The following is a 24633-nucleotide window of genomic DNA, read 5'->3' on the forward strand; positions in this document are numbered from 1 at the left end:
TGTCCTCCCGCGGCCGCACCAGCAGGATAGGCACCGCGGACCCCACCAGGACGAGCGTTCCGGACAAGTCGTACGGACGGAACGTACGACTCAGGTACGGGCAAGTCGCTTGAGCAGCAGGGCCGATGCGACCGGCCGCGCCCCCGCCTTGGCCACCCCGTCGGCCACCTCACGGTCCGTGGAGACCACCACCACCGGACGGCCGGGCGGCTCGGCCCGTACCAGCTGACGGATCAGCTCGTCGGCCGTCACGCCGGGCTTGCTGAACAGGACCCTGACTCCGCGCGGCGGCGCGAGCAGCACCGGCGCGGCCAGCTCCGCGCCGTCGAAGACACAGGTCATCTCCGCGCCGGTCTGGGCGGCCAGTACCGCGAGACCGCCCAGCAGCCGCAGCCGCTGCTTGTCCAGCGGCATCGTCGGATAACCGGTCTTGGTGACGTTGTAACCGTCCACCACCAGGTGGGCCTGCGGCAGCGCCAGCAGCTGGTCCAGCAGCGCCGGGTCGGTCTCCGAGAGCGCGCGCGTGGCGATGTCCTTGGGCGTCATCTTGCCCGGGGCCACCGCGTCGACGGTGTCCGCCGGGTGGGTGTCGGCGGGCGGCAGCGCCAGTTCCCGGCGCAGCCCCTGCGCCGCGTCCAGGACGGTGTCCAGCAGCAGCCGCAGCCGCATGTCCTCGACGCTGCGGCCCTCGCGTGTGGCGCGGCGGCTGGCCTCCAAGGACGCCTCGGCCTCCGCGACACGGGCCTTGAGGCGGCGCACCTCGCTGTCCGCGGCGGTCTTCTCCTGCGCCGCCGCGACCCGTACGGACTCCGTCTCGGCCGCGGCCTTGCGCGCCGCCGCCTCGCCCCGCTTGACGTCGCTGAGCGCGCTGCGCAGCTTGCGCTGCAACGACTCGTTCTCCCTGCGCAGCGCGTCCAGGTCGCCGCGGGTGCGCTCGGCCTCGGCGCGGGCCTGCGCGCGGACCTGCGCCAGTTCCTCGCGCAGCGCGGCCAGCTCACGTTCGGCCTCCTCGCCGGCCTGTTCCGCGCGGGCGCGCTGCGCCTCCTCGCCGGCCGCGGCGACCAGCTTCACCCAGCCTTCGGGGCGCAGCACATAGGCCGCCGCCGCGACATCGAGCGGGTCGGCGGCGGCGGGCGGGGTGCCGTTGTCCAGCGCCTCGGCCAGTTCCGGCTGGGCCTCGCGGAGCCGGCCGGCGATCCGCTGCCGGAAGACCGCGTCGTTCTCCAGCGCGGCGGCCATCGCGTTGCCCGCGAACTTGGCCCGGCGGGTGGGGGTGAACCGGGCGTACTGGCGCAGCGGCGGCGGAAGTTCGGCGACCGTCAGGCCGCCGAAGGACTCCGCGGTGAGCGCCACGACCCGGCGCCGCACGCCCTCGGGCAGCGGACGGTCGAGCACCTCGTCCGCCTCGGCCGCACCGGCCTCGGCATCGTGCTCCGCCCCCGCAGGCCCTTCTGGACGCTCCACCACTGCTGCATCGCTCCGATCTCAGGCGCTCGACTCAGGCACTGGCGCCCGGCCGGTCGACCAGCTCGATCTGGTCGACCGCGTTGCACCAGCGGCAGCGCACGGACTCGATGCTCTCACTGAGCACCTCGCGTTCTTCCACCTTCGGCTCCCCGGCGAGGTCGAGGTGGAGGTACTCCACGACCTCGGAGCGCCGGGTCACGTCGAAGCGCGTCAGGTTGCCGCACAGCGTGCAGCGCCACCGGGTACCGTCCGTCGGCAGGGGAACAGCCATCGTGTCGTCCTCTTTCGTCACGCTCGGGCGAGCGGGGCTCGTGCGGTCGTTCGGGGGCTTCCCGCGGTGCGCCGTCGGACTGCGGAAGTACGCGGGGTACTGACCGTTACCCTACGGCCTGACGCGGGTACGGTGCGGGCCCGCCCGGGAGCCGGGACGCGGCGAGGCACTCTGTCCCGATTGCCCGTATTACGCAATGATCACTTCATGACGGCCCCGCCCCTGTTCCCCCGGACGCCCCGCGCCCGCTCGGTTGTGACCGTGTTCTCCCGCATGACGAACGTCCTGATCGCCGTGTGCTGCGTCCTCTTCGTCGTCGGACCCGCCTCCGGCCTCAACGGCATATACGGCACCGGCGACGCCGTCGTCCAGGCGCAGACCGCGTACTTCGAACGCTGGGGCGTCATCCCGCGCGACCTGTGGAGCGGCTCGCCGCGCGCGCTGCTCACCCCGCTGACCGCCCTGTTCGTGCACGGCAGCTGGCTGCACCTGCTGGGCAACGTCCTCTTCCTGTACGTCTTCGGCGGTATGGCCGAGAGCCGCATGGGCCGCCTGCCGTTCACCCTCTTCTACCTCGTGACCGGCTACCTGGCCCTGATGGGCTACGCGGCCGCGCACGCCTCCTCGGGGCAGACCCTGGTCGGCGCCTCCGGGGCGATCTCCGGCGTACTGGGGGCGTTCCTGTACCTCTTCCCCAAGGCCCGGGTCACCAGCATCTACCCGTTCCTCTTCTTCCTGCCGCTGCGCTTCCCGGCGTGGGTCGTGCTGCTCTTCTGGTTCGTCCTCCAGTGGATCGCCGCGCAGCGCGACCCCAGCACCCCGGGTGTGGCCTACCTCGCCCACGTCGTGGGGTTCGCGGTGGGCTTCCTGTACGCCTGGGTGCGGTACCGGCCGAGCCCGGCTCCGGCCGGGGACGCCGCCGCGGCCCCCGGTAGTGTGGACTCCGCCGGAACGGCGAAGCAGCAGGCGGCCGAGGGAGAGAGCCAACCGTGATCACTTCGATCGTGCTCATCAAGACCAGCGTGGACCAGATCCCGGAGATCGCGGAGAAGATCGCCGCACTGGAGGGTGTCAGCGAGGTCTACTCCGTCACCGGTGCGCACGACCTGATCGCCATGGTGCGGGTCGCCGAGCACGACGACCTGGCCGACGTCATCCCCGGCCGGATCAGCAAGGTGCCGGGCGTCGCCTCCACCGAGACGCACATCGCCTTCCGTACGTACTCCCAGCACGACCTGGAAGCGGCCTTCGCGATCGGCCTGGACGCCTGACCCGGACCGCCCCCGCAGACGAAAGACCCGCGCCGCGGCGCCCGGACAGCGGGGCGCCGCGGCGCGGGCGGTCCGGAAGGCTCACGCCGCGGTGTCCGGCACGCAGCGCCCGTCCTCGGTGCGGTAGCTCCACCGCGCGCCCTGCGTCACCAGTTCCTTGACGGCCCGTACGAAGCGGTCCACGTGCTCGTCGGGCGTGCCCGCCCCGAAGCTCACCCGGATGGCGTTCAGGCTCTGCTCGCCCGGTGCCCCTTCAGGCGCACCGCACTCCCCCGGGGCCTCGGACTCGGCGCCCAGCAGGGTCCGTACGAGGGGGTGCGCGCAGAAGAGCCCGTCGCGTACGCCGATGCCGTACTCCGCGGAGAGCGCCGCCGCGAAGTGCGAGCTGTTCCAGCCCTGGACGACGAAGGACAGCACGCCCACCCGCGGGGCGTCGTCGCCGAACAGCGACAGCACCTTCACCTCGGGCACCTCGGCGAGGCCCGCCCGTACCCGCTCGACCAGCTGCTGCTCCCGGGCCACCAGGTTCTCGAAGCCGGCCTCGGTGAGCGCCTTGCACGCGGCGGCGACGGCGTACACGCCGATCACGTTGGGCGAACCGGCCTCGTGGCGGGCCGCGGTGGTGTGCCAGTCGACGTCCACCCCGCCGTCCGCGCGGCGGGCGACCGTACGGCTGGCGCCGCCGCCCGCCAGGTACGGCTCCGCCTCCTGGAGCCAGTCCGCGCGCCCGGCCAGCACGCCGGCCCCGAAGGGCGCGTACAGCTTGTGGCCGGAGAAGGCGACCCAGTCCACGTCCAGCTCGGCGATGTCGACCGGGTGGTGCGGCGCGAGCTGGGCGGCGTCCAGCACGATCCGCGCGCCGTGCGCGTGCGCCGCCGCGGCCAGCTCCCGTACGGGCCACAGCTCACCGGTCACATTGGAAGCCCCCGTCACGCAGACCAGGGCGTTCTCGCTCCGCTGCGCTCCGCCTCCGCTCTTTTCGAAGCCCTCGGAAGCGGAGCCCGGCTCGCGCTCCGCCAGCGCCCGCTCCAGCGTGTCCACCGCCTGCCGCGGCGTACGCGGCGCGTCCAGGTACGTCACCTCGACGTCCGCGCGCTGCTCCCACGGCAGCAGCGAGGCGTGGTGCTCGGTCTCGAAGACGAACACCCGGGTGTCCGCGGGCAGCGCCGCGGCCAGCAGATTCAGCGAGTCGGTGGTGGAGCGGGTGAAGACCACCTGGTCTCCCTCCCGCGCCCCGAGGAAGCGGGCCACCTCCGCCCGGCTGTTCTCGAACAGGTCGGTGGACAGCTGCGAGAGGTAGCCCGCGCCGCGGTGCACGCTGCCGTAGTACGGGGCGTACGCGGCCACGTCGTCCCAGACGCGCTGGAGCGCCGGGGCACTGGCGGCGATGTCCAGCGCCGCGTACTCCACCTCGCCACCGGTGACGAGCGGGACCAGGACGTCGCGCCCCAGTACGGGCAGCGGGGCGCAGACGGCGGCATCGGAGGCGGCAGCGGTGGCAACAGTGGCGGCGGCAGCGGAAACAGGCATGGCGAACTCCCGTGAAAGCAGGGCGACTTCGCTGCGGGGCACGCACGCGGAAGCGGGGCCGGCCGACAGCGGTGAAAGGAAAAAGGGGTGCGGAAGAAGGGGCCGAGGGCCCTAACGCATTCGCTTCATCACGGGAGATCTCCCTCAAGGACCAGGATCCCTGGCACGAGGGATCCGCGCTTGCCGCAGACCTCGCTGCCTGCGGCCTGGTCATCACCCGGGGCACCCCGCCACGGACGGAGGGTTGCCGGACAGCGGGCCGGGGCCGTAGTCGCTGTCACTCGTGACCTGGGCAGCATCATGCCACACGAGCGGAGACGCGCAAGGCCCGGTCCGTATCCCGGACCGGGCCCCGCGTCACACCGCAGCCGCCTCAGGCGTTGCTGGCCGCCACCCACCGTTCCAGCGCCCGGCGGGCCGCGCCCGAGTCGATGGCCTCGGCGGCCTTCTCGATGCCCGCGGTGATCTGCTCGGTCAGCGGCGCCGCGGACGGCTCCAGGGCCACCAGGGCCGCCGCCGCGTTCAGCAGCACCGCGTCCCGTACCGGCCCGGTCTCGCCGCCCAGCAGGCGGCGTGCCACGTCCGCGTTGTACGACGCGTCGGCGCCGCGCAGCGCCTCCACGGGCACCAGGCCGATGCCCACGTCCCGCGGGTCGAAGGTCTCCTCGCGTACGGCGCCGTCGCGCACGACCCAGACCCTGGACGTGGCCGTGGTGGTCAGCTCGTCCAGGCCGTCCTCGCCCCGGAAGACCAGGGCGCTGGAGCCGCGTTCGGCCAGCACGCCGGCCAGGATCGGCGCCATCCGCGCGTCGGCCACGCCGGTGGCCTGGGCCCGTACCTTCGCCGGGTTGGTCAGCGGGCCCAGCACGTTGAACGTCGTACGGATGCCCAGTTCGCGCCGCGCGGGCGCCACGTGCCGCAGCGACGGGTGGAACTTGACCGCGAAGCAGAAGGTGATCCCGGCCTCCTCGGCGACCTCGACGACCCGGCGCGGGGTCAGGTCCAGGTTGACGCCCAGTTTCTCCAGCACGTCGGAGGCGCCGCTGGCCGACGAGGCGGCGCGGTTGCCGTGCTTGACGACCTTCGCGCCGGTGCCGGCCACCACGATCGAGGACATCGTGGAGATGTTGACGGTCTTGGCGCCGTCGCCGCCGGTGCCGACGATGTCCACGCTCGGGCCCGGCACCTCGATGAGGTTGGCGTGCGCGTACATCGCCCGTACCAGGCCGGAGATCTCCGCGACCGTCTCGCCCTTGGCCCGCAGCGCCACCGCGAACCCGGCGACCTGCGCGTCGGTGGCCTGGCCGCGCATGATCCGGTCCATCGCCCACGCCGTGTCGTCGGCGCTGAGGTCACGGCCCTGGAGGAGCGCGTCCAGTACGGCCGGCCAGGTGTGGGCCGCCACGCTGTCGCCGCCACCCGGGGTCACAACGTTCATGGTCCACACTCCTGGATTCGAGTCCTGCTGGTGCCGAAACCTTATCCGGCGCCCCGGCATGCCGGAGGGCCCCCTCCAGTCTCTGGAAGGGGCCCTCTGGGTGGCGTACTTACGCGGTGGTACTGCCGTGCGTCACACGGCGGGGATCAGTGGTGGCCGTGGCCGCTGGTGATCTCCTTGTACTCCTCCGGGGTCGGCTTCGGGATGACGTTGTCCTCGCCGTAGTAGCTCTTGGAGAGCTTGGCGCGGAGCTTCGTCGACCGCTTGACCTTCCGCTCGACACCGTTCTCGTCGACCTCCGGGCCGATCTCGAACGGCTTGGGCTGCTCGTGCTGGGTGAGGGTGTGCAGCTGCTCCTGGTTGAGCGGCTCGTGCACCTCGATGAACTCACCGTGCGGCAGCCGCTTGATGATGCCGGACTCGCGTCCGTGCAGCACCTTGTCGCGGTCCCGGCGCTGCAGACCCAGGCAGATCCGCTTGGTGACGATGAAGGCCAGCACCGGCCCGACGAAGAAGCCGATCCGGACGAACCAGGTCAGGGCGTTCAGCGACAGGTGGAAGTGGGTGGCCCACAGGTCGTTGCCGCCGCCGACGAGCATGATGAGGTAGGCGGTCAGCCAGGCCACACCGAAGCCGGTACGGGTCGGGGCGTTGCGCGGGCGGTCCAGGATGTGGTGCTCGCGCTTGTCGCCGGTGACCCAGGACTCGACGAACGGGTAGACCGCGATCGCGACCAGCACCAGCGGGAAGATGAGGATCGGGATCAGCACACCGAAGTTGATGGTGTGGCCCCAGATGTCCCACTCCCAGCCGGGCATCACACGGACCAGACCCTCGGCGAAGCCCATGTACCAGTCGGGCTGGGCGCCGGTGGACACCTGGTCGGGCCGGTACGGGCCGATGGCCCACACCGGGTTGATGCTGGCGACCGCCGCGATCACCGAGATCACGCCGAAGACCAGGAAGAAGAAGCCTCCGGCCTTGGCCATGTAGACCGGCAGCAGCGGCATGCCGACGACGTTCTTGTTGGTCTTGCCGGCACCCGGGAACTGCGTGTGCTTGTGGTAGAAGACCAGGATCAGGTGCGCCACCAGCAGGCCCAGCATGATGCCGGGCAGCAGCAGCACGTGGATCGTGAAGAACCGCGGGATGATGTCGTGCCCCGGGAACTCCCCGCCGAAGATGAACATCTGCAGGTACGAGCCGATGAGCGGCATCGCCAGGATGACACCCTCGATGAACCGGACACCGGTGCCCGAGAGCAGGTCGTCCGGCAGCGAGTAGCCGGTGAAGCCGGTGAACATGCCCAGCACCAGCAGCAGGAAGCCGAACAGCCAGTTGACCTCGCGCGGCTTGCGGAAGGCGCCGGTGAAGAACACCCGCATCATGTGCACCATCATGCCGCCCAGGAAGACCAGGGCCGCCCAGTGGTGGATCTGCCGGATGAGCAGACCGCCGCGCACGTCGAAGCTGATGTCCAGCGTCGACTCGAAGGCCTGCGTCATCCGGATCCCGTGCATGGGCACGTACGAGCCGTGGTAGGTCACCTCGGCCATGCTCGGGTGGAAGAACAGCGTCAGGTAGACGCCGGTCAGGATGATGATGATGAAGCTGTAGAGGCAGATCTCGCCCAGCATGAAGGACCAGTGGTCCGGGAAGATCTTGCGCATGTTGGCCTTGGCGAGGCTGTAGATGCCCAGCCGGCCGTCCGCCCAGTCGGCGATCCGCTCGCCCCGCGGCGCCTGGCCGCGGCGCGTGGTGGTCGCGCTCGTCTCGTTACTCATCCGCGCTCCCAGAAGCTCGGGCCGACGGGCTCCGCGAAGTCGCTTACGGCTTCGAGGAAGCCGTCCTTCACCGTGATGTGCAGCTGCGGCAGGGCGTGTCCGGCGGGGCCGAAGATGACGCGTCCGCCGTCGGACAGGTCGAAGGTCGACTGGTGGCAGGGGCACAGCACGTGGTGCGTCTGCTGCTCGTACAGGCTGATCGGGCAGCCCACGTGGGTGCAGATCTTCGAGTACGCGACGATGCCCTCGTGCGACCAGTCCAGTTCCTGCTTGTCCTTGATGTTCTCCGGCTGGATCCGGACGAGCATCAGGGCGTCCTTGGCGATCTTCTGGTTGAAGTCGTGGTCGTCCTCCTCCAGGCCCTCGGGCTTGGCGAAGGTCAGCGAACCGACCGCGATGTCCTCAGGACGCAGCGGCAGGTTGGTCGACTGGTTGACCAGGCGGATGCCCTTCTTCCAGCCGGTGGTGCGGAGCTTCTTCTCCGGCAGCGGACCGAGGTCGCGCAGCAGCACCACACCGGAGAGCGGCACCAGGGCCAGCGCGCCGAACATGGTGTTGCGGACCAGCTTGCGCCGGCCGATCCCGGACTCCTTCGCCCCCTGGCGGAAGTCGTCCATGACCTTCGCCTTGACCTCGGGGGGCGCCTCGATCGGGTGCCGGTCGTCGGCCACCTCTTCGTCGGACATCAGCGTGCGGGCCCAGTGGACCGCGCCGGCGCCGATGCAGAACAGCGCCACACCGAGCGTCAGGCCGAGCCAGAAGTTCAGCGCGCTGACGTGACCGAACGGCCAGATGTAGGTGATCTTGTCGACCGGAAAGATCACGTACGCGGCGATGAAGCCGACCGTCGCGAGCATCGACAGGGTGAAGAGGAAGGCGACCGCACGCTCGGAGCGCTTGGCGGCCCGCTCGTCGATGTCCTGGATGCGGGGCTCGTGGGGCGGCAGCCCCGGGTCGGCGAAGGGGTTGTCCGCCGTCTCGACCGCGCCGCCGTGAGCCGTGTCCCGCTCACTGGGGAGGTTCTTTTCTGGCACGTCTTCGTGTCGTCCAGTCTCACTCATGACTTCTTGGCCTTCGTAGTCCGGGCTGCGACCCAGATGGCGACCGCGATCAGCGCGCCCAGGCCGGCGATCCAACCGAAGAGGCCCTCACTGACCGGGCCGAGACCGCCCAGGCCCAGACCACCGGGGCTGGGGGTGTCGTCGCTGTTGACGGCGCCGAGGTAGGACACGATGTCCTTCTTGTTCTGCGGGGACAGCGAACCGTCACCGAAGGAAGGCATGTTCTGCGGGCCGGTCTCCATGGCCTCGTAGATGTGCTTCGGGTCCACGCCCTCGAGCGTCGGTGCGAACTTGCCGTTGGTCAGGGCGCCGCCCTTACCGGTGAAGTTGTGGCACTGCGCGCAGTTCGTACGGAACAGCTCACCGCCCTTGGCGATGTCCGCGCCGTCCTTGCTGTACTGGTCCTTGCCCGGCACGCTGGGACCGGCACCGAGCGACGCGACGTACGCCGCGAGCTGGTCGATCTCGGCCTGGCTGTAGATGTTCTTCTTCCGCGGCACCTGGGCGCCGGGCTGCTGCGCCGGCATCCGGCCGGTGCCGACCTGGAAGTCGACGGCGGCGGCGCCCACGCCGACCAGGCTCGGGCCGTCGGAGGTGCCCTGACCGCCGGTGCCGTGGCAGCTGGCGCAGCCGACGGCGAAGAGCTTCTTGCCCTCCTTGATGGCAAGAGACTGGGCGGTGTCATCGGCCTGAGCCTTGTCCGCAGGCGCGAACGCGGCGTACAGCCCCCCAGTGACCGCCAGCGCGAAGAGTAGGACGACGAGCGCCGCCAGCGGATGGCGCCGTCGTGCGGAGAGCTTTTTCACGGATTACCCCGGTGTCAGGATCTTCTGCGTCGATGCTTTGGCTATGTCTGTCTGAAGCGCGGTTCCGGTACGGGACCGGTCAGCGGATCAGGTAGATCGTGGCGAAGAGGCCGATCCAGACGACATCGACGAAGTGCCAGTAGTAGGACACGACGATGGCCGCGGTGGCCTGTTCGTGGGTGAACCTCTTGGCCGCGTACGTCCTGCCCAGGACCAGCAGGAAGGCGATGAGTCCGCCCGTCACGTGCAGTCCGTGGAAGCCGGTGGTCAGGTAGAACACCGATCCGTACGGGCTGGACGAGAGCGAGAGGCCCTCCTCCTTGACCAGATCGGTGTACTCGAAGACCTGACCACCGATGAAGATCGCACCCATGATGAAGGTGATCACGAACCAGGTCCGGAGCTTCTTGACATCGCCGCGCTCGGCCGCGAACACACCGAGCTGGCAGGTCAGCGAGCTGAGTACCAGGATCGTGGTGTTCGTCGCGGAGAACGGAAGATTCAGCGCATCGGCGGATTCCTTCCACATCTCGGCCCCGGTCACCGATCGGAGGGTGAAGTACATCGCGAAGAGGGCCGCGAAGAACATCAGCTCGGAACTCAGCCAGATGATGGTTCCGACGCTGGTGAGGTTCGGCCGATTGACCGACGGGTGCGCGTGCCCGGTTTCTACTGTCGTTGCTGTCGCCACGACCGACATTATGTCGGTCGCTTATCCCGCCCTCACCCCGGGGGGTGCCGTTCGGTGTGTCAAGGGCGTATGCCCTGCTCGTACGGCCCACCGCGGCAGTCGCCCGAAGGGAGGACCCGGGGCCCGCCGTACGGCCCCGTGACCCCGCTCCGACCAGTCCTGACGGGCCGTCGGCCGGATCTTTGATCCCGTAGAACCCTCCTGCGCGCCGCCGTACGAGCAGTAGCATCCGCGCTGGAGGCACCTCCCGGCGCTGGCCGGGTGGGTTTCCGCCCGAAGCCGTACCGCCGAGATGTGTGGAGGAACGATGCAGGCGACTGCCACGGTGCTGGTCTACAGCGACAACGCCGACACCCGCGAGCAGGTACGGCTCGCGACGGGCCGCCGGCCTGCCGCCGACGTGCCGCCGGTGGAGATCCTGGAGTGCGCGACCCTGCCCGCCGTCCTGGAGGCCCTGGAGCAGGGCGGGATCGACGCGTGCGTCCTGGACGGCGAGACGGCGCCCGCGGGCGGCATGGGCGTCTGCCGGCAGATCAAGGACGAGATCTTCCACTGCCCGCCGGTGCTGCTGCTGATCGGCCGCCCGCAGGACGCCTGGCTGGCGACGTGGAGCCGCGCGGACGCCGCTGTGACGCACCCTGTGGATCCCGTGGCCTTCACGGACGCCCTGGCCGGACTGCTGCGCCGCCGGCTCCTCACGGAGGCCTGAGCGGCCTCCTGAGGGCCTTTCTGAGAGGTCCTCAGACCTGCGGGCGCAGCCGGGCGGCATTCTCTGGTCCCGGCCGCTGGTCCTGCTCGCCTGTGGTGCTGGGCTTGTTCTTGTCCAGGGCGCTGCCCGCGCGCCACTGCTTCCACGGCATGTTCCAGTCGCCGAAGCCGTTGTCGAAGGGCGTCATGGTCTCGCCGCCGCTGTTGACGACCGTGACGAGGTCGCCGACGCGTACCGTGTCGAAGAACCACTTGGCGTTGCCGGTGGACATGCCGGTGCAGCCGTGGCTGACGTTGTCGGCGCCCTGCGACCCGACGGACCAGGGCGCCGCGTGCACGTACTCGCCGCTCCAGGTCACCCGGGTGGCCCAGTAGACCGGCAGGTCGTAGGAGTCCGAGCTGCCCGACGGGATGCCGATGCTCTCCCCCCGCATCCGTACGAAGCCCTCCTTGCCCAGGATGACCTTGGTGCCGTTGCGGGTGGAGTAGCCGGGCTTGCCGGTGGTGACGGGGATGGTGTTGATCACCTCGCCGTTGCGGGTGACCGTCATGGTGTGCGCCGCGGCGTCCGTGACGGCCTCCACCCGGTCCCCCGTACGCAGCTTCACGGGCTTGGCGGGGCCTCCGTACAGCCCGCCGGTGATCTTCAGGCCCTCCAGGTTGCTGCGTACCTCGATGTCGGCGTGCGTGGGCCAGTACTCGCGCGGCCGGAAGTGCAGCGTCTTGCTGTCGACCCAGTGCCAGGAGCCCTCCACGCGCGGGGTGGAGCGGACCTTGAGGGCGCCTTCGACGATCGCGCGGGCCTCGGGGTCCTTGACCGGCTTGCTGAGCGCGGCCGTGACGGGCTGGCCGACCCCGTACGTGCCGTTGTCCGGCCCGAGCGTGACGTTGAGCCGGTCGCCGGTGTCCTGGGTGTCGATCTGGAGGACCTTGCGGCCCGGCTCGCCGTCCTCGTCCTCGGTGCTCACCCGGACCGTGTAGCGGGTGCCGGCGGCCAGCGGGACGGTGGTGCGCCACTGCCTGCCGTCGGCGGCCAGTTCGCCCCTGATGTAGCGGCCGGAGGCGTCGGTGGCGGTCACGTCCGTGATCCGGGCCTCGTCACCGGTGGTGGAGATCTCCAGCGGCTTGTCCGGGTCGGCCTTCCGGCCGCCTCCGGGCGCGTTGGCGGAGATCTGCCCGGCGGCGTCGTACGGCGCGGCCGAGAGCGGGTCCGACGACGAACCGCCGCAGGCGGTGGCGCCTGCCGCCAGGGGCGCCAGCAGGAAGGCGCAGCCGAGCGCCGTCCGGTGTCGTGGTCTGAGGCTCATGACCCCAAAGTAGGAACTTCCCCCGGCCGCGGCGCGCTGGAGGACTGCAAACGGGCGGGCCCGGACACCTGGTGAGGTGTCCGGGCCCGCCCGGTGTACGGAAGACCGTTACCTACTGGGTGCGGTTCTCGCCGCGGTAGTACTCGAAGACCCAGCCGAACAGACCGATCAGGATGACCGGGGCCGAGAAGTAGAGCAGCCACCAGCCGAAGACGACGCCCAGGAAGGCGAGCGCGCCGCCGACGCCCAGGGAGAGCGGCTGCCAGCTGTGCGGGCTGAAGAAGCCCAGCTCGCCGGCGTCGTCGGAGACCTCGGCCTCGTCGTTGTCCTGTGCTCCGGCGTCCACCCGCCGGGCCGTGAAGGCCAGGTAGTAGCCGATCATGATGCACAGGCCGAAGGCGAGGAACAGCGCGGTGGTGCCCGCCGGCTCCTTCGACCAGACGCCATAGACGATCGCCATGGCGAGGACGAAGACGGAGAGCCAGATGAACATCTTGCCCTGGATCTTCACTTGCCGACCTCCTTGCCGCCGAGCAGCGCCGTGTCCTTCTGGCCCTCGTTCTCGACGGCTTCCAGCGCCGCGATCTCAGGGTGGTGCAGATCGAACGCCGGGGATTCGGAGCGGATGCGCGGCAGCGAGGTGAAGTTGTGCCGCGGCGGCGGGCAGGAGGTCGCCCACTCCAGCGAGCGGCCGTAGCCCCAGGGGTCGTCGACCTCGACCTTCTTGCCGTACTTGGCCGTCTTCCAGACGTTGTACATGAACGGCAGCATCGACAGGCCCAGCAGGAACGAGGCGATCGTGGAGATCGTGTTCAGCGTGGTGAAGCCGTCCGCGTTCAGGTAGTCCGCGTAGCGCCGCGGCATGCCCTCGGCGCCCAGCCAGTGCTGGACGAGGAAGGTGCCGTGGAAGCCGACGAACAGCGTCCAGAACGTGATCTTGCCGAGGCGCTCGTCGAGCATCTTGCCGGTGAACTTCGGCCACCAGAAGTGGAAGCCGGCGAACATCGCGAAGACGACGGTGCCGAAGATGACGTAGTGGAAGTGCGCCACCACGAAGTACGAGTCCGAGACGTGGAAGTCCATCGGCGGCGACGCCAGGATGACGCCGGTCAGACCACCGAAGGTGAAGGTGATCAGGAAGCCGACGGCCCAGAGCATCGGGGTCTCGAAGGACAGTGAGCCCTTCCACATCGTGCCGAGCCAGTTGAAGAACTTCACACCGGTCGGTACCGCGATGAGGAATGTCATGAACGAGAAGAACGGCAACAGGACGCCGCCCGTCACGTACATGTGGTGCGCCCAGACGGTGACCGAAAGGCCCGCGATCGAAATCGTCGCCGCGATCAGACCGATGTAACCGAACATCGGCTTCCGGGAGAAGACCGGAATGACCTCGGAAATGATGCCGAAGAACGGCAGCGCGATGATGTACACCTCGGGGTGGCCGAAGAACCAGAAGAGGTGCTGCCACAGCAAGGCGCCGCCATTGGCCGCGTCGAAGACGTGCGCCCCGAATTTACGGTCCGCCTCCAGGGCGAACAGCGCGGCGGCCAGGACCGGGAAGGCCAGCAGGACCAGCACACCGGTCAGCAGGACGTTCCAGGTGAAGATCGGCATGCGGAACATCGTCATGCCGGGTGCGCGCATGCAGATGATCGTGGTGATGAAGTTGACCGAGCCGAGGATCGTACCGAAGCCGGAGAAGGCCAGACCCATGATCCACATGTCGGCGCCGACGCCCGGCGAGCGGACCGCGTCCGACAGCGGCGAATAGGCGAACCAGCCGAAGTCGGCCGCGCCCTGCGGGGTCAGGAAGCCGGCCACCGCGATCAGCGAGCCGAAGAGGTACAGCCAGTACGCGAACATGTTCAGCCGCGGGAACGCCACGTCGGGCGCGCCGATCTGCAGCGGCATGATCCAGTTCGCGAAGCCGGAGAACAGCGGCGTCGCGAACATCAGCAGCATGATCGTGCCGTGCATCGTGAACGCCTGGTTGAACTGCTCGTTCGACATGATCTGCGTGCCGGGACGAGCGAGCTCCGCGCGCATCAGCAGGGCCATCAGGCCACCGATGCAGAAGAACGCGAACGAGGTGACCAGGTAGAGCGTACCGATGGTCTTGTGGTCAGTGGTCGTCAGCCAGCTCACCACGACGGAGCCGGGAGACTTCTTTCGTGCGGGCGGTGCTGCCTCAGCCGTTGCGGCGGCGGCACCCTGAGGTTCGTTGAGGATGCTCACTTGTTGTTGGTCTCCGCGTTCCTGGCGTGATCCGTCTGCTTGATGCCCGACGGCAGGTAACCGGTCTGGCCCTTCTTCGCCAGGTCCTTCAGGTGCTCCCGGTACTTCTCGGGGGAGACGACCTTGACGTTGAAGAGCATCCGGGAGTGGTCGACGCCGCAGAGCTCGGCGCACTTGCCCATGAAGGTGCCCTCCTTGTTGGGGGTCACCTCGAAGACATTGGTGTGGCCGGGAATGACGTCCTGCTTCATCAGGAACGGCACCACCCAGAAGGAGTGGATGACATCACGCGACGTCAGGACGAACTGAACCGTCTCGCCCTTGGGCAGCCACAGGGTCGGACCCGGGTTTCCGGTGTCCGGGTTCCGCGTGCCCGGGATGCCCTCGTCGTACACGCCGTCGGCGCCGGCGGGGACGTTCTTCTTCCACTTGTCCGGGATCGCGGAGAGTTCCTTGGAGTTGATGTTCGTGGTGTCGGCCTTGCCGTCCACGTTCTCCAGGTAGTTGAACGCCCAGCTCCACTGGTAGCCCACCACGTTGATGACGTGGTCGGGCTTCTTGGAAGTCTTGAGGAGTTCGCTCTCATCGCGCGCGGTGAAGTAGAAGAGCACCGCGATGATGATGAACGGAACAATGGTGTACAACGCCTCGATGGGCATGTTGTACCGCGTCTGTGCGGGGACCTCCACCTTGGTCCGGCTGCGGCGGTGGAAGATCCAGCTCCAGATGATCAGGCCCCACACCAGCACGCCCACTGCGAGGGCGGCGGCCCAGGAGCCCTGCCAAAGGGAGAGGATCCGCGGCGCCTCTTCAGTAGCCGGATTGGGCATGCCGAGGTTGGGAAAGTCCTTGTATGTGCAACCGGTCGCGGTTGCCAGGACCAGTCCCGCAGCCAGCACCTGCGGCAGCTTCCGCCGCATCGGGCGCCGCGACGAGCGGTCGGAGCCGTTGGGACTCACGTAGCGCCTTCCCGAGAGTCTCGCCCGCGAGACCGGCTGCGGCCGTCTCGCTGGTCGGTCGCCGGCCCTGGCACGGGCAGGGGTTTGGATGTTTATGCGGACCAAACCCTACTGGACGCTATTTGGGGTCGCGCGGGGAGGGTGCCCAACGCGCCGCACCGCTCCCCGAAGGGGTGGCTGCGGCATCCGGGGGAAGCCCGCCGAGCCCCGGAACGGCGGGCTCCGGCGGCCGTCTGACGCCGCGCCCGGGACAGGTGTACGACGCGCTAGCGTCTGGTGTGTGCCCTACTTCGACGCCGCCTCGGCCGTTCCGCTGCACCCGGTCGCCCGGGAAGCCCTGCTCGCCTCGCTCGACGAGGGCTGGGCCGACCCGGCCCGCCCCTACCGGGAGGGCCGCCGGGCCCGGCTGCTGCTGGACGCGGCGCGGGAGGCTGCCGCTGAGGCCGTCGGCTGCCGGCCCGACGAACTCGTTTTCACTCCATCGGGGACGCAGGCGGTGCATTCGGCCATGTCCGGCGCGCTCGCCGCGCGTCGGCGTGTCGGCCGCCATCTGGCCCACTCCGCGGTGGAGCACTCCGCCGTCCTGCACGCCGCCGCGGCCCACGAGGCGGCGGGCGGCTCGGTGACCGAGGTCGGCGTGGACCGTACGGGCCGGGTGGCCGCCGGGGACTTCGCCGCCGCGCTGCGCCCGGACACCGCGCTCGCCGTCCTCCAGTCCGCCAACCACGAGGTGGGCACCGAGCAGCCGGTGGAGGAGGCCGCCGCGGCGTGCCGGGAGGCGGGCGTACCGCTGCTGGTGGACGCCGCCCAGTCGCTCCCCTGGGGGGCGGTCGGCGGGGCCTGGTCGCTGCTGACGGCGAGCGCGCACAAGTGGGGCGGTCCGCCGGGCGTGGGTTTGCTGGCCGTCCGTAAGGGCACCCGGTTCGCGCCGCAGGGCCCGCAGGACGAGCGGGAGTCCGGCCGGGTGCCGGGCTTCGGGAACCTGCCCGCCGTGGTCGCGGCGGCGGCGTCGCTGCGCGCCGTACGGGCGGAGGCGGCGGCCGAGGCGGCGCGGCTGCGGGAGCTGGTCGGCCGGATCCGTACGCGGGTGGCCGAGGCGGTGCCGGACACCGAGGTGGTCGGCGACCCCGTGCGCCGGCTCCCCCACCTGGTGACCTTCTCGTGTCTCTATGTCGACGGGGAGACTCTGCTGCACGCGCTGGACCGGGCGGGCTTCTCCGTCTCCTCCGGCTCGTCCTGCACGTCCAGCACCCTGACGCCGAGCCATGTGCTGCGGGCGATGGGCGTGCTCTCGGAGGGCAATGTCCGGGTGTCGCTGCCGCCGGGCACCGCCGAGGCCGATGTCGACCGTTTCCTGGACGTGCTCCCGGAGGCGGTCCGCTCCGTACGGGAACAGCTGGGCGCCCCGGCGACCGCGCGGCCGGAATCCGCCCCCTCCCCCGCCGCGGAACACGTGGTGGACGCCCTGGGCAAGCGCTGCCCGGTGCCGGTCATCGAACTGGCGAAGGTCATCGGCGACGTACCGGTGGGCAGCACGCTGACCGTCCTGGCGGACGACGAGGCGGCGCGGCTGGACATTCCCGCGTGGTGCGGGATGCGGGGCCAGGAGTATGTGGGCGAGCGGGCGGCCGGGCAGGGCACGGCGTACGTGGTGCGGCGCCTGGTGTGAGCGGAATGCGGCGCGGCGGGCCGCCCTGGCCCCGCCGCGCCGCAGAGCGCCTTCGGGCGGCCTTATTCGGCCAGGTGCGCCCGGATGTCGTCGGCCGCCTCGTGTCCGTACGCCTTGGTGAAGCGGTCCATGAAGTGGCTGCGGTGCAGCTCGTACTCCTGGGTGCCGACGGTCTCGATGACCAGCGTCGCCAGCATGCAGCCGACCTGCGCGGCCCGCTCCAGGCCGACGCCCCAGGCCAGGCCGGACAGGAAGCCGGCGCGGAACGCGTCGCCCACGCCGGTCGGGTCGGCCTTGGCCTTCTCCTCGGCGGTGCCGACGACGATGTCCGGCTCACCGGCCCGCTCGATGCGGACGCCGTCCGCGCCCAGCGTGGTGACCCGGGTGCCGACCTTGGTCAGGATCTCCTCGGAGGTCCAGCCGGTCTTGGACTCGATCAGGCCCTTCTCGTACTCGTTGTTGAACAGGTAGGCGGCGCCCTCCATGAGGGTGCGGATGCCGTCGCCGTCCATCCGGGCGATCTGCTGCGAGAAGTCGGCCGCGAAGGGGATGTCGCGGGTGCGGCACTCCTCGGTGTGGCGGACCATCGCCTCGGGGTCGTCCGCGCCGATCAGCACCAGGTCCAGGCCGCCGACCCGCTCGGCGACGGTGTGCAGCTCGATCAGCCGCGCCTCGCTCATCGCACCGGTGTAGAACGAGCCGATCTGGTTGTGGTCGGCGTCGGTGGTGCACACGAAGCGGGCGGTGTGCTTGACCTCGGAGATGCGGACCGAGCGGGTGTCCACACCGTGCCGGTCGAGCCAGGCGCGGTACTCCTCGAAGTCGTTGCCGGCGGCGCCGACCAGGATCGGCGCGGTGCCGAGCTGGCCCATGCCGAAGCAGATGTTGGCGCCCACCCCTCCGCGCCGGACGTCGAGTTCGTCGACCAGGAAGGAGAGGGAGACCGTGTGCAGCTGGTCGGCGACCAGCTGGTCGGCGAATCGGCCGGGGAAGGTCATCAGATGGTCGGTGGCGATGGAGCCGGTGACTGCGATACGCACGACGGGTCTGCTCCTGCGGGAGGCGGAAGGACGAGACGGACGTTGGTCAACGGTACCGGCTGTCCTGATCTCCGCCCACCAGCCGAAACTACCCCTTAGTAGGGCTTTCTTCGCGAGGTAGGGGATGCGTACGGTGCCCGTATGACCAAGTATGTGAAGGGCGTCACACCCCGTTCCGCCGGCGTTTCCGCCCCCGCCGCCCGCCGCGCTCCCGGCTCCGCCGAGCCCGAGTCGATGGCCGAACTGCTCGGGGACTGCGCGCGGATGGCGCCGCACTGGCGCAGCGGCCGCCAGGCGCCCCCGCCGCCGGCCCGCGAACTGCACGGGATCAGCGTCCCCGCGTCCTCCGCGGCCCTGGTCAGCGGGATGTCCGAGTACGGGGACTGAGGACCGCGCCCGGCCCCGGCAGGCATCCGGTCACCGGCTCCGGACACCGGGCGCCGGCCGCCGGGGGAACCGCGGACGCCCCGGCTCCGTCCAACCGGCGTCCTCCCCACGGAGGAGGGCACGTCAGTTGTTCAGCGGAGCCGAAGGAGCGATGCGGTGAGCACCGAGGACACTCCCCCCGCGTCCGGCGGGGAGAATTCCAGCGACGACACCCGGGAGACGACCGCGCGGCGCCGGCGCAGCCCGCTGATCGCGGCCTCGGTGGCCGCGGCGGTGCTGCTGGCCGGCGGCGGCGCGGCGTACTGGGCCTCGACCGCCTCCGGTGGCGGGGAGACCGGCGCCGGCGCCCGGTCCGAGGGCGGCCCGCCGCCCCTGGCCCTGGACGGTTACGCGCAGGGCAAGGGGACCGGCTCGCGCAACGGGATCGCCCCCGGCGAGCCGAACCCGCAGGGCGCGGGCTACCGCGCCACCGGCAAGCTGCCCGACGGCCCCTCCTCGGCGCCCGTCTACCAGCCGCGCGGCGAGGTCTCCCAGGAGGCGGTGGCCCGGCTCGCGAAGGCCCTGGACCTGCCGGGCACGGTGCGTTCGGACGGCGACTCCTGGAAGGTGGGCGGTCTGACGCGGGACGCGCGCAGCCCCGTCCTCCAGGTGGCCAAGAGCGGTACGGGCGCGTGGACGTACGCGCAGTACGGCACGCCCGGCGGCACCGGCTGCGCGGAGCCCGGCGCGAAGGGCGGCAGCGGTGCGCAGGCGAGCGGGCCCGGCTGTCCGTCCTACCGGGACGGCGGCGCCCAGGACGACAGCGGCAAGGACGCCGTCTCCCCGGCGGAGGCCGAGAAGGCGGCGCAGCCCGTACTGGACGCGGCCGGCCAGAAGAACGCGAAGCTGGACGCGAGCGGGCTGTCCGGCGCGGTACGGATCGTCAGCGCCAACCCGGTGATCGGCGGGCTGCCCACGTACGGCTGGCAGAGCGAGATCCAGGTCGGCTCGGACGGTCAGGTCGTCGGCGGCAGCGGCCAGTTGGCGCAGCCGGTCAAGGGCGACACGTACCCGGTGCAGAGCGCCGAGCGGACGCTGGAGCGGCTGAACGCCGCGCACGGCGGCGCCAACTCCGGTTCCGGCGCGTGCGCGACGGCCGAGCCGCAGAAGAAGAGCGACGGCCAGGGCGTCGAGCCGTGCGTGGGCAACGCCTCCGCGCACAAGCCCGCCGACGTGACCGGCGCGGTCTTCGGGCTGTCCGCCCAGTACGTCAACGGCCGCCAGGCGCTGGTGCCGTCCTGGCTCTACGAGGTGAAGCGGACGGGCGGCGGCACGGTCAGCCACCCCGCCATCGACCCGAAGTACGTCAAGAACGGCGACGGCGGCTCCTCGGCCGGCCCCGCCCAGCCGCCGAACAGCGGCCGGCCGTCGGGCAAGGCCGGCGCGATGAGCCTGGAGTCGTACGAGGTCAGCGCGGACGGCAAGTCCCTCACGCTGCACTTCTGGGGCGGCGTGTGCAGCACCTACTCGGCGACCGCCGAGCAGACCGGCAAGAGCGTCAAGGCCGAGGTCATCGGCAAGGAGAAGAAGCCGAACCAGATCTGCGTGAAGATGGCGAAGGAGTTCACGCAGACGGTGCCGCTGGACCAGCCGCTGGCCGGGCGGGACGTGATCGACGCGGCTACGGGCAAGGAGGTGCCGGCCGCGAAGTAGCGCCGGCGGCGGCCCGCGGGTGAGGTGACCCGGCGGTCGGCCCCGGACACGACAACGGCGGCGCCCCCTGCGCAGGGGGCGCCGCCGTCGTACGTCCGACTGTCCGGTGACGGATCAGTTGAAGGAGTCACCACAGGCGCAGGAGCCCGTGGCGTTCGGGTTGTCGATCGTGAAGCCCTGCTTCTCGATGGTGTCGACGAAGTCGATGGAGGCGCCGCCCAGGTACGGGGCGCTCATCCGGTCAGTGACGACCTTGACGCCGTCGAAGTCCTTGACGACATCGCCGTCGAGCGACCGCTCGTCGAAGAAGAGCTGGTAGCGCAGTCCGGAGCAGCCGCCGGGCTGGACGGCCACCCGCAGCGCGAGGTCGTCGCGGCCTTCCTGCTCCAGCAGGGCCTTCACCTTCGACGCGGCCGCGTCGGACAGGATGATGCCGTCGCTGACGGTGGTCTCGTCCTGAACGCTCATCTAGATCTCTCCCGGGTTGTACGGACCGCTTGCCCTCGGCTGCAACCGACGGGGCCCGGAATTCATTCCGGCTGGCGCGACGTGTTCTCGTTCTTTCGTCTTTCATGCTCGCACACCGCGGGCCGGTCGCGGGCGGCCGAGGCACGGGGATGCGTCACATCGACGCGATGGGCATCGTCAAAGTGACGTGAAGCGGTTATGATAGATAGCGTCAAACCGACGAAAAGGGGTACCGGTGCAGCCGTCACCGGCTCCCCCGGGTGCGGCCGTGCCGCACTCCGACGACAAGAGAGGGTGCGTGTCGTGACCACCGCCCAGCCCCTGGACGTCCAGCCGACCCCGCTGGCGCTGCTCCTGCTCGGCCGCGAGGCCGACGCCAAGAGCGAGCGCGGCGTGGACTGCCCCGGTGATCTGCCGGCCCCGTCCGACCCCGGTCTGGTCGAGCGCGCCCGCGCCGCCAAGGCGAAGCTCGGGGACAAGGTCTTCGTCCTGGGCCACCACTACCAGCGCGACGAGGTCATCGAGTTCGCGGACGTGACCGGCGACTCCTTCAAGCTGGCGCGTGACGCGGCCGCCCGGCCGGACGCCGAGTACATCGTCTTCTGCGGTGTGCACTTCATGGCCGAGTCCGCCGACATCCTGACCTCCGACGACCAGCAGGTCGTGCTGCCCGACCTGGCGGCCGGCTGCTCCATGGCCGACATGGCGACGGCCGAGCAGGTCGCGGAGTGCTGGGACGTGCTCACCGAGGCCGGCGTGGCCGAGCAGGTCGTCCCCGTCTCGTACATGAACTCCTCCGCCGACATCAAGGCCTTCACCGGCAAGCACGGCGGCACGATCTGCACCTCCTCCAACGCCGAGCGCGCGCTGGACTGGGCCTTCGAACAGGGCGAGAAGGTGCTGTTCCTGCCCGACCAGCACCTGGGCCGCAACACCGCCGTACGCGACATGGGCATGTCCCTGGACGACTGCGTCGTCTACAACCCCCACAAGCCGAACGGCGGCCTCACCACCGAGCAGCTGCGCGCGGCCAAGATGATCCTCTGGCGCGGCCACTGCTCCGTGCACGGCCGCTTCTCCCTCGAATCCGTCGAGGACGTACGCGCCCGCATACCCGGCGTGAACGTCCTGGTCCACCCCGAGTGCAAGCACGAGGTCGTGGCGGCGGCGGACTACGTGGGCTCCACCGAATACATCATCAAGACCCTCGAAGCCGCCCCCGCCGGCACCAAGTGGGCCATCGGCACCGAACTGAACCTCGTCCGCCGCCTGGCCAACCGCTTCGCCGCCGAGGACAAGGAGATCGTCTTCCTCGACAAGACGGTCTGCTTCTGCTCCACCATGAACCGCATCGACCTCCCCCACCTGGTCTGGGCCCTGGAATCCCTGGCCGACGGCAAGGTCGTCAACCGCATCCAGGTCGACCGCGAGACGGAGAGCTTCGCGAAGCTGGCGCTGGAGCGGATGCTGTCGCTGCCGTAGGGGGTGGGCGCGCCTTTGGCGCGCAGGACCGAGGCCCGTGGGGCCCGCACCGGGCGGAGAGGCCGGTGCGGGCCCCACGGCCACGTGGTGGAGCCGTGACGCACGGCAGCCGGGGTCAGGGCACGAGGCTGTCGAGGTCGATGTCGACGAGGAACGGGACGGAAACCTTCAGCCGGTCCCGGTGAATCCCGGTGGCCACATATGCGCCGGTCATGCCGTCGAATTCGTAGGTGTGGACGGCGGGGACACCGGTCTCGTCCTCGATGCGCCAGAAGTGGGGGATCTTGGCTTGCGCGTACTTGAAGGGCTTCAGGGACCTGTCACGGTCCGCTGACTCCTCCGAGACGACTTCGATGACCAGGGCAACGTCTTCGGGCGAGTACCAGGTCCGGTCGGGATCGTACGCGGCGGTGGTGACCAGGATGTCCGGCTCGGGGCGGCTCCTCTTGTCGAGCCGGACGGTCATCTCCCGCTCGGTCTCGAACCCGGCAGGGGCGGATTGCCGCAACGCGAAGGTCAGGTTCTCCACCAGTCGGGAGTGCCAGGACCGCTGCGGCGACATCCTGAAGATCAGGGCTCCGTCGATGAGTTCGGTGTGCCGCGGTGCCTGAGGGAGGTGGTCGAGGTCGTCGGCTTCCCAGCCACTGGGCCTGGGCGGGATCATCCAGTCGGGGAGTTCGGCGGTCACGGCTTCCTCCAGGCGCCTCGAAGACGGCGGCCAGGGGCCTTGATCCCGGATCGCGGACGCGGTCGGACGGCTGGTGCCAGCGTAGTTGATGCGGCTGCCGGACACGGCCCACGGCCCGGCTCAGAGGTAGAGCTGCCGCCGGCAGCCGCAGCAGAACGTCTTGCCGCCGCACCGCTCGGTCTTCCCGTGCTCGCAGGGCGGCGCCTGCGCCTGCGCAAGCCGGGCGCCCCGGCTGACCGCGATACGGAGTGCGTCGCGCAGCGCCCGGTCGTAGCGAATGAGTGCGCGGCACAGTTCCCGCGGCGAGTCCGCGCCGTCCGGGCCGTCCGGGACCGGCGACGGCCCCGACTCGGCCAGCAGCTCGTCCGCGGCCCGCAGCAGTTCCTCTTCCGCCTCGTCGGCGACTGCCGACAGCAGACTCCCCGGGTCATCCGTGTCGAGGTAGCACGCCCCGCCCGTGGGCGTGGTCCAGGGCAGCAGGCGCAGCGGCCCGCCGTGCCCCGCGATGGGGTGGCACATGAACATCCCGCCTTCTCCAGCACACTCGGGCACCCGGTGGCTACCGTGTGCAGCACCATCGTCACTGTGTGGCGTGGGTCTCAACAGGGGCGGCACCTCCCACTGTTGAGAATGGGACGGCAGAGAGGCGCACCCCATGAAGTTCACCGGCCAGGCCCTGACCCCGTACGTGTCCGCCCGCCACTACTTCGGCTCCGAGCAACGCCGCCACCGGGAGGCCGCGAAGCTGTCGCTGGTGCAGCTGGCCTCCGTGGTCAACTCCAGCAAGAGCACACTGGCGCGCATCGAGACGGCGGAGCTACTGGCGCCCCCCGACCTGCCGCCCAGGCTGGACGCCGCCTTCGGAACGGACAAGCACTTCCACGGCCTGTACCAACTGGCGAAGCGGGAGGTGCACCCGGACCAGTACCGGCGCTTCATGGACCTGGAAGCGCAGGCCGAGACGATCGAGAACTATGAGCCGCAGGTTGTGCCCGGCCAGTTCCAGACCGAGGCGTACGCCCGAGTGCTGCTCCGCTGCCAGGAGGACCTGTCCACGGAGCAGGTGGAAGAACGAGTCGCCGCTCGGATGTCCCGGCAAGAGCGCCGACAGCCCGCCCCCTTCCGCTGGGCAATCATCGACGAGTCGGTCTTGCGGCGGCAGGTCGGCGACAAGAGCTGCATGTTCGAGCAATTGGCATCGCTGCTGGAGCAGGGGAATACTCCAGACAGCAAGGTTCAGGTGATGCCCTTCAGCGCAGGTCCTCACTCACTGATGAGCGGGGCGCTGACCTTGCTGACACAGCCCAACGGCTCCACGGCAGCCTACGAAGAGGGCATCGAAGCCGGTCACCTCTACGAGGACACGGACACGGTGAAGAAGTGGCGGCGGCAGTTCGAAGTGCTGCGCGCCAACGCTCTCTCGCTGACTGCATCGGCGGAGTTGATCCGAAAGGCGATGGAGGACTACAAGCCATGCGACACACTCCCGATCTGAGCGCAGTCCGTTGGCGTAAGAGCAGCTACAGCAACACCAACGGGGGCAACTGCATCGAGATCACCGAAGATTTTCCCGGCACCGTCCCCGTACGCGACAGCAAAACCCCCCACGGCCCCATACTCACCTTCCCCAGCGCTTCCTGGACCGCGTTCATCGACAGCCTCAAGACGGCCTGACA

General features: G+C 70.1%; 25 protein-coding genes and 1 riboswitch. Of the genes, 9 read left to right on the top strand and 16 right to left on the bottom strand.

Translation table 11 applies throughout. From position 1 onward, the window contains the following. Positions 1–90: 90 nt before the first annotated feature. Both AB0L45_RS34410 and AB0L45_RS34415 read right to left on the bottom strand, forming a co-directional pair. Positions 91–1464 carry an NYN domain-containing protein gene (locus AB0L45_RS34410; RefSeq protein ID WP_365847177.1) on the bottom strand — a complete coding sequence of 458 codons (1374 nt, stop codon included), beginning with the start codon at positions 1462–1464 and terminating at the stop codon, positions 91–93. A 34-nt stretch (positions 1465–1498) separates the two neighbouring features. Continuing rightward, complete coding sequence (locus AB0L45_RS34415) at positions 1499–1738, bottom strand: hypothetical protein (protein WP_031004082.1); 240 nt, start codon at positions 1736–1738, stop codon at positions 1499–1501. A 273-nt stretch (positions 1739–2011) separates the two neighbouring features. Here AB0L45_RS34415 and AB0L45_RS34420 point away from each other — a divergent pair, with 273 nt between their 5' ends. Together AB0L45_RS34420 and AB0L45_RS34425 are read left to right on the top strand one after the other, a co-directional pair. Further along, positions 2012–2731: a rhomboid family intramembrane serine protease gene (locus AB0L45_RS34420; RefSeq protein WP_365847179.1), complete on the top strand. Its 720-nt coding sequence runs from the start codon at positions 2012–2014 to the stop codon at positions 2729–2731. Beyond that, entirely contained in the window at positions 2728–3009 is a 282-nt protein-coding gene (locus tag AB0L45_RS34425) for an Lrp/AsnC ligand binding domain-containing protein (RefSeq protein ID WP_365847114.1), read from the top strand. Before AB0L45_RS34420 ends, AB0L45_RS34425 begins: the two co-directional genes overlap by 4 nt. A gap of 81 nt (positions 3010–3090) precedes the next feature. Here AB0L45_RS34425 and AB0L45_RS34430 read toward each other — a convergent pair whose 3' ends face one another. From AB0L45_RS34430 to AB0L45_RS34455, 6 genes are all read right to left on the bottom strand, one after another. Beyond that, complete coding sequence (locus AB0L45_RS34430) at positions 3091–4539, bottom strand: aminotransferase class V-fold PLP-dependent enzyme (RefSeq protein WP_365847116.1); 1449 nt, start codon at positions 4537–4539, stop codon at positions 3091–3093. Positions 4540–4710: 171 nt separating this feature from the next. After that, positions 4711–4828: riboswitch (SAM riboswitch) on the bottom strand. Between the two features lie 84 nt (positions 4829–4912). Then, complete coding sequence (trpD, locus tag AB0L45_RS34435) at positions 4913–5977, bottom strand: anthranilate phosphoribosyltransferase (RefSeq protein WP_365847118.1); 1065 nt, start codon at positions 5975–5977, stop codon at positions 4913–4915. A 146-nt stretch (positions 5978–6123) separates the two neighbouring features. Further along, positions 6124–7761: a cytochrome bc complex cytochrome b subunit gene (locus tag AB0L45_RS34440; protein ID WP_365847120.1), complete on the bottom strand. Its 1638-nt coding sequence runs from the start codon at positions 7759–7761 to the stop codon at positions 6124–6126. Next, positions 7758–8822 carry a Rieske 2Fe-2S domain-containing protein gene (locus AB0L45_RS34445; RefSeq protein WP_365847122.1) on the bottom strand — a complete coding sequence of 355 codons (1065 nt, stop codon included), beginning with the start codon at positions 8820–8822 and terminating at the stop codon, positions 7758–7760. Before AB0L45_RS34445 ends, AB0L45_RS34440 begins: the two co-directional genes overlap by 4 nt. After that, positions 8819–9628, bottom strand: coding sequence for a c-type cytochrome (locus tag AB0L45_RS34450; RefSeq protein WP_365847124.1), 810 nt, complete (start codon positions 9626–9628; stop codon positions 8819–8821). The genes AB0L45_RS34445 and AB0L45_RS34450 overlap by 4 nt, the downstream gene beginning before the upstream one ends. Positions 9629–9707: 79 nt before the next feature. Then, the gene (locus AB0L45_RS34455) at positions 9708–10328 is read right to left on the bottom strand and encodes a heme-copper oxidase subunit III (RefSeq protein WP_365847126.1); all 621 of its coding nucleotides are present in this window, start codon (positions 10326–10328) and stop codon (positions 9708–9710) included. A gap of 298 nt (positions 10329–10626) precedes the next feature. Here AB0L45_RS34455 and AB0L45_RS34460 point away from each other — a divergent pair, with 298 nt between their 5' ends. Further along, positions 10627–11028 (top strand): hypothetical protein, encoded by a 402-nt coding sequence (locus AB0L45_RS34460; RefSeq protein ID WP_365847128.1) that lies wholly within the window; start codon positions 10627–10629, stop codon positions 11026–11028. A 31-nt stretch (positions 11029–11059) separates the two neighbouring features. Here the strand turns inward: AB0L45_RS34460 and AB0L45_RS34465 are convergent, their stop codons facing one another. The 4 genes from AB0L45_RS34465 to coxB form a co-directional block, all read right to left on the bottom strand. After that, entirely contained in the window at positions 11060–12334 is a 1275-nt protein-coding gene (locus AB0L45_RS34465; RefSeq protein WP_365847130.1) for an Ig-like domain-containing protein, read from the bottom strand. 112 nt (positions 12335–12446) lie between these two features. Beyond that, a complete protein-coding gene (locus AB0L45_RS34470; RefSeq protein WP_030593216.1) occupies positions 12447–12845 on the bottom strand; it encodes a cytochrome c oxidase subunit 4 in 399 nt (132 codons plus the stop codon). Then, a complete protein-coding gene (gene ctaD / locus AB0L45_RS34475) occupies positions 12842–14572 on the bottom strand; it encodes a cytochrome c oxidase subunit I (RefSeq protein ID WP_365847132.1) in 1731 nt (576 codons plus the stop codon). The genes AB0L45_RS34470 and ctaD overlap by 4 nt, the downstream gene beginning before the upstream one ends. Then, the gene (gene coxB, locus AB0L45_RS34480; RefSeq protein ID WP_365847134.1) at positions 14569–15531 is read right to left on the bottom strand and encodes a cytochrome c oxidase subunit II; all 963 of its coding nucleotides are present in this window, start codon (positions 15529–15531) and stop codon (positions 14569–14571) included. The genes ctaD and coxB overlap by 4 nt, the downstream gene beginning before the upstream one ends. A gap of 280 nt (positions 15532–15811) precedes the next feature. Here coxB and AB0L45_RS34485 point away from each other — a divergent pair, with 280 nt between their 5' ends. Then, the gene (locus AB0L45_RS34485) at positions 15812–17200 is read left to right on the top strand and encodes an aminotransferase class V-fold PLP-dependent enzyme (protein ID WP_365847136.1); all 1389 of its coding nucleotides are present in this window, start codon (positions 15812–15814) and stop codon (positions 17198–17200) included. A gap of 62 nt (positions 17201–17262) precedes the next feature. On the opposite strand, the gene AB0L45_RS34490 is transcribed toward AB0L45_RS34485, so the two are convergent. After that, positions 17263–18240, bottom strand: coding sequence for a carbohydrate kinase family protein (locus AB0L45_RS34490; RefSeq protein WP_365847138.1), 978 nt, complete (start codon positions 18238–18240; stop codon positions 17263–17265). Between the two features lie 141 nt (positions 18241–18381). Here AB0L45_RS34490 and AB0L45_RS34495 point away from each other — a divergent pair, with 141 nt between their 5' ends. Together AB0L45_RS34495 and AB0L45_RS34500 are read left to right on the top strand one after the other, a co-directional pair. Beyond that, the gene (locus AB0L45_RS34495) at positions 18382–18627 is read left to right on the top strand and encodes a hypothetical protein (RefSeq protein WP_365847139.1); all 246 of its coding nucleotides are present in this window, start codon (positions 18382–18384) and stop codon (positions 18625–18627) included. Positions 18628–18783: 156 nt separating this feature from the next. After that, on the top strand, positions 18784–20319 hold the full coding sequence (locus tag AB0L45_RS34500) for a hypothetical protein (RefSeq protein ID WP_365847141.1): 1536 nt from the start codon (positions 18784–18786) through the stop codon (positions 20317–20319). A 114-nt stretch (positions 20320–20433) separates the two neighbouring features. Here AB0L45_RS34500 and AB0L45_RS34505 read toward each other — a convergent pair whose 3' ends face one another. Continuing rightward, on the bottom strand, positions 20434–20787 hold the full coding sequence (locus tag AB0L45_RS34505; protein ID WP_030022062.1) for an iron-sulfur cluster assembly accessory protein: 354 nt from the start codon (positions 20785–20787) through the stop codon (positions 20434–20436). Between the two features lie 294 nt (positions 20788–21081). On the opposite strand from AB0L45_RS34505, the gene nadA reads away from it, so the two are divergent. Next, positions 21082–22269, top strand: coding sequence for a quinolinate synthase NadA (nadA, locus tag AB0L45_RS34510; protein ID WP_365847143.1), 1188 nt, complete (start codon positions 21082–21084; stop codon positions 22267–22269). 115 nt (positions 22270–22384) lie between these two features. On the opposite strand, the gene AB0L45_RS34515 is transcribed toward nadA, so the two are convergent. Then, on the bottom strand, positions 22385–22957 hold the full coding sequence (locus AB0L45_RS34515; protein ID WP_365847145.1) for a Uma2 family endonuclease: 573 nt from the start codon (positions 22955–22957) through the stop codon (positions 22385–22387). Between the two features lie 120 nt (positions 22958–23077). Beyond that, complete coding sequence (locus tag AB0L45_RS34520) at positions 23078–23476, bottom strand: hypothetical protein (RefSeq protein WP_365847147.1); 399 nt, start codon at positions 23474–23476, stop codon at positions 23078–23080. A gap of 136 nt (positions 23477–23612) precedes the next feature. On the opposite strand from AB0L45_RS34520, the gene AB0L45_RS34525 reads away from it, so the two are divergent. Both AB0L45_RS34525 and AB0L45_RS34530 read left to right on the top strand, forming a co-directional pair. Beyond that, positions 23613–24452 (top strand): helix-turn-helix transcriptional regulator, encoded by an 840-nt coding sequence (locus AB0L45_RS34525; RefSeq protein ID WP_365847149.1) that lies wholly within the window; start codon positions 23613–23615, stop codon positions 24450–24452. Beyond that, positions 24431–24631 carry a DUF397 domain-containing protein gene (locus AB0L45_RS34530; protein ID WP_365847151.1) on the top strand — a complete coding sequence of 67 codons (201 nt, stop codon included), beginning with the start codon at positions 24431–24433 and terminating at the stop codon, positions 24629–24631. The genes AB0L45_RS34525 and AB0L45_RS34530 overlap by 22 nt, the downstream gene beginning before the upstream one ends. Positions 24632–24633 lie beyond the last annotated feature (2 nt).

The sequence above is a fragment of the Streptomyces sp. NPDC052496 genome (assembly GCF_040679095.1).
Classification (GTDB): domain Bacteria; phylum Actinomycetota; class Actinomycetes; order Streptomycetales; family Streptomycetaceae; genus Streptomyces.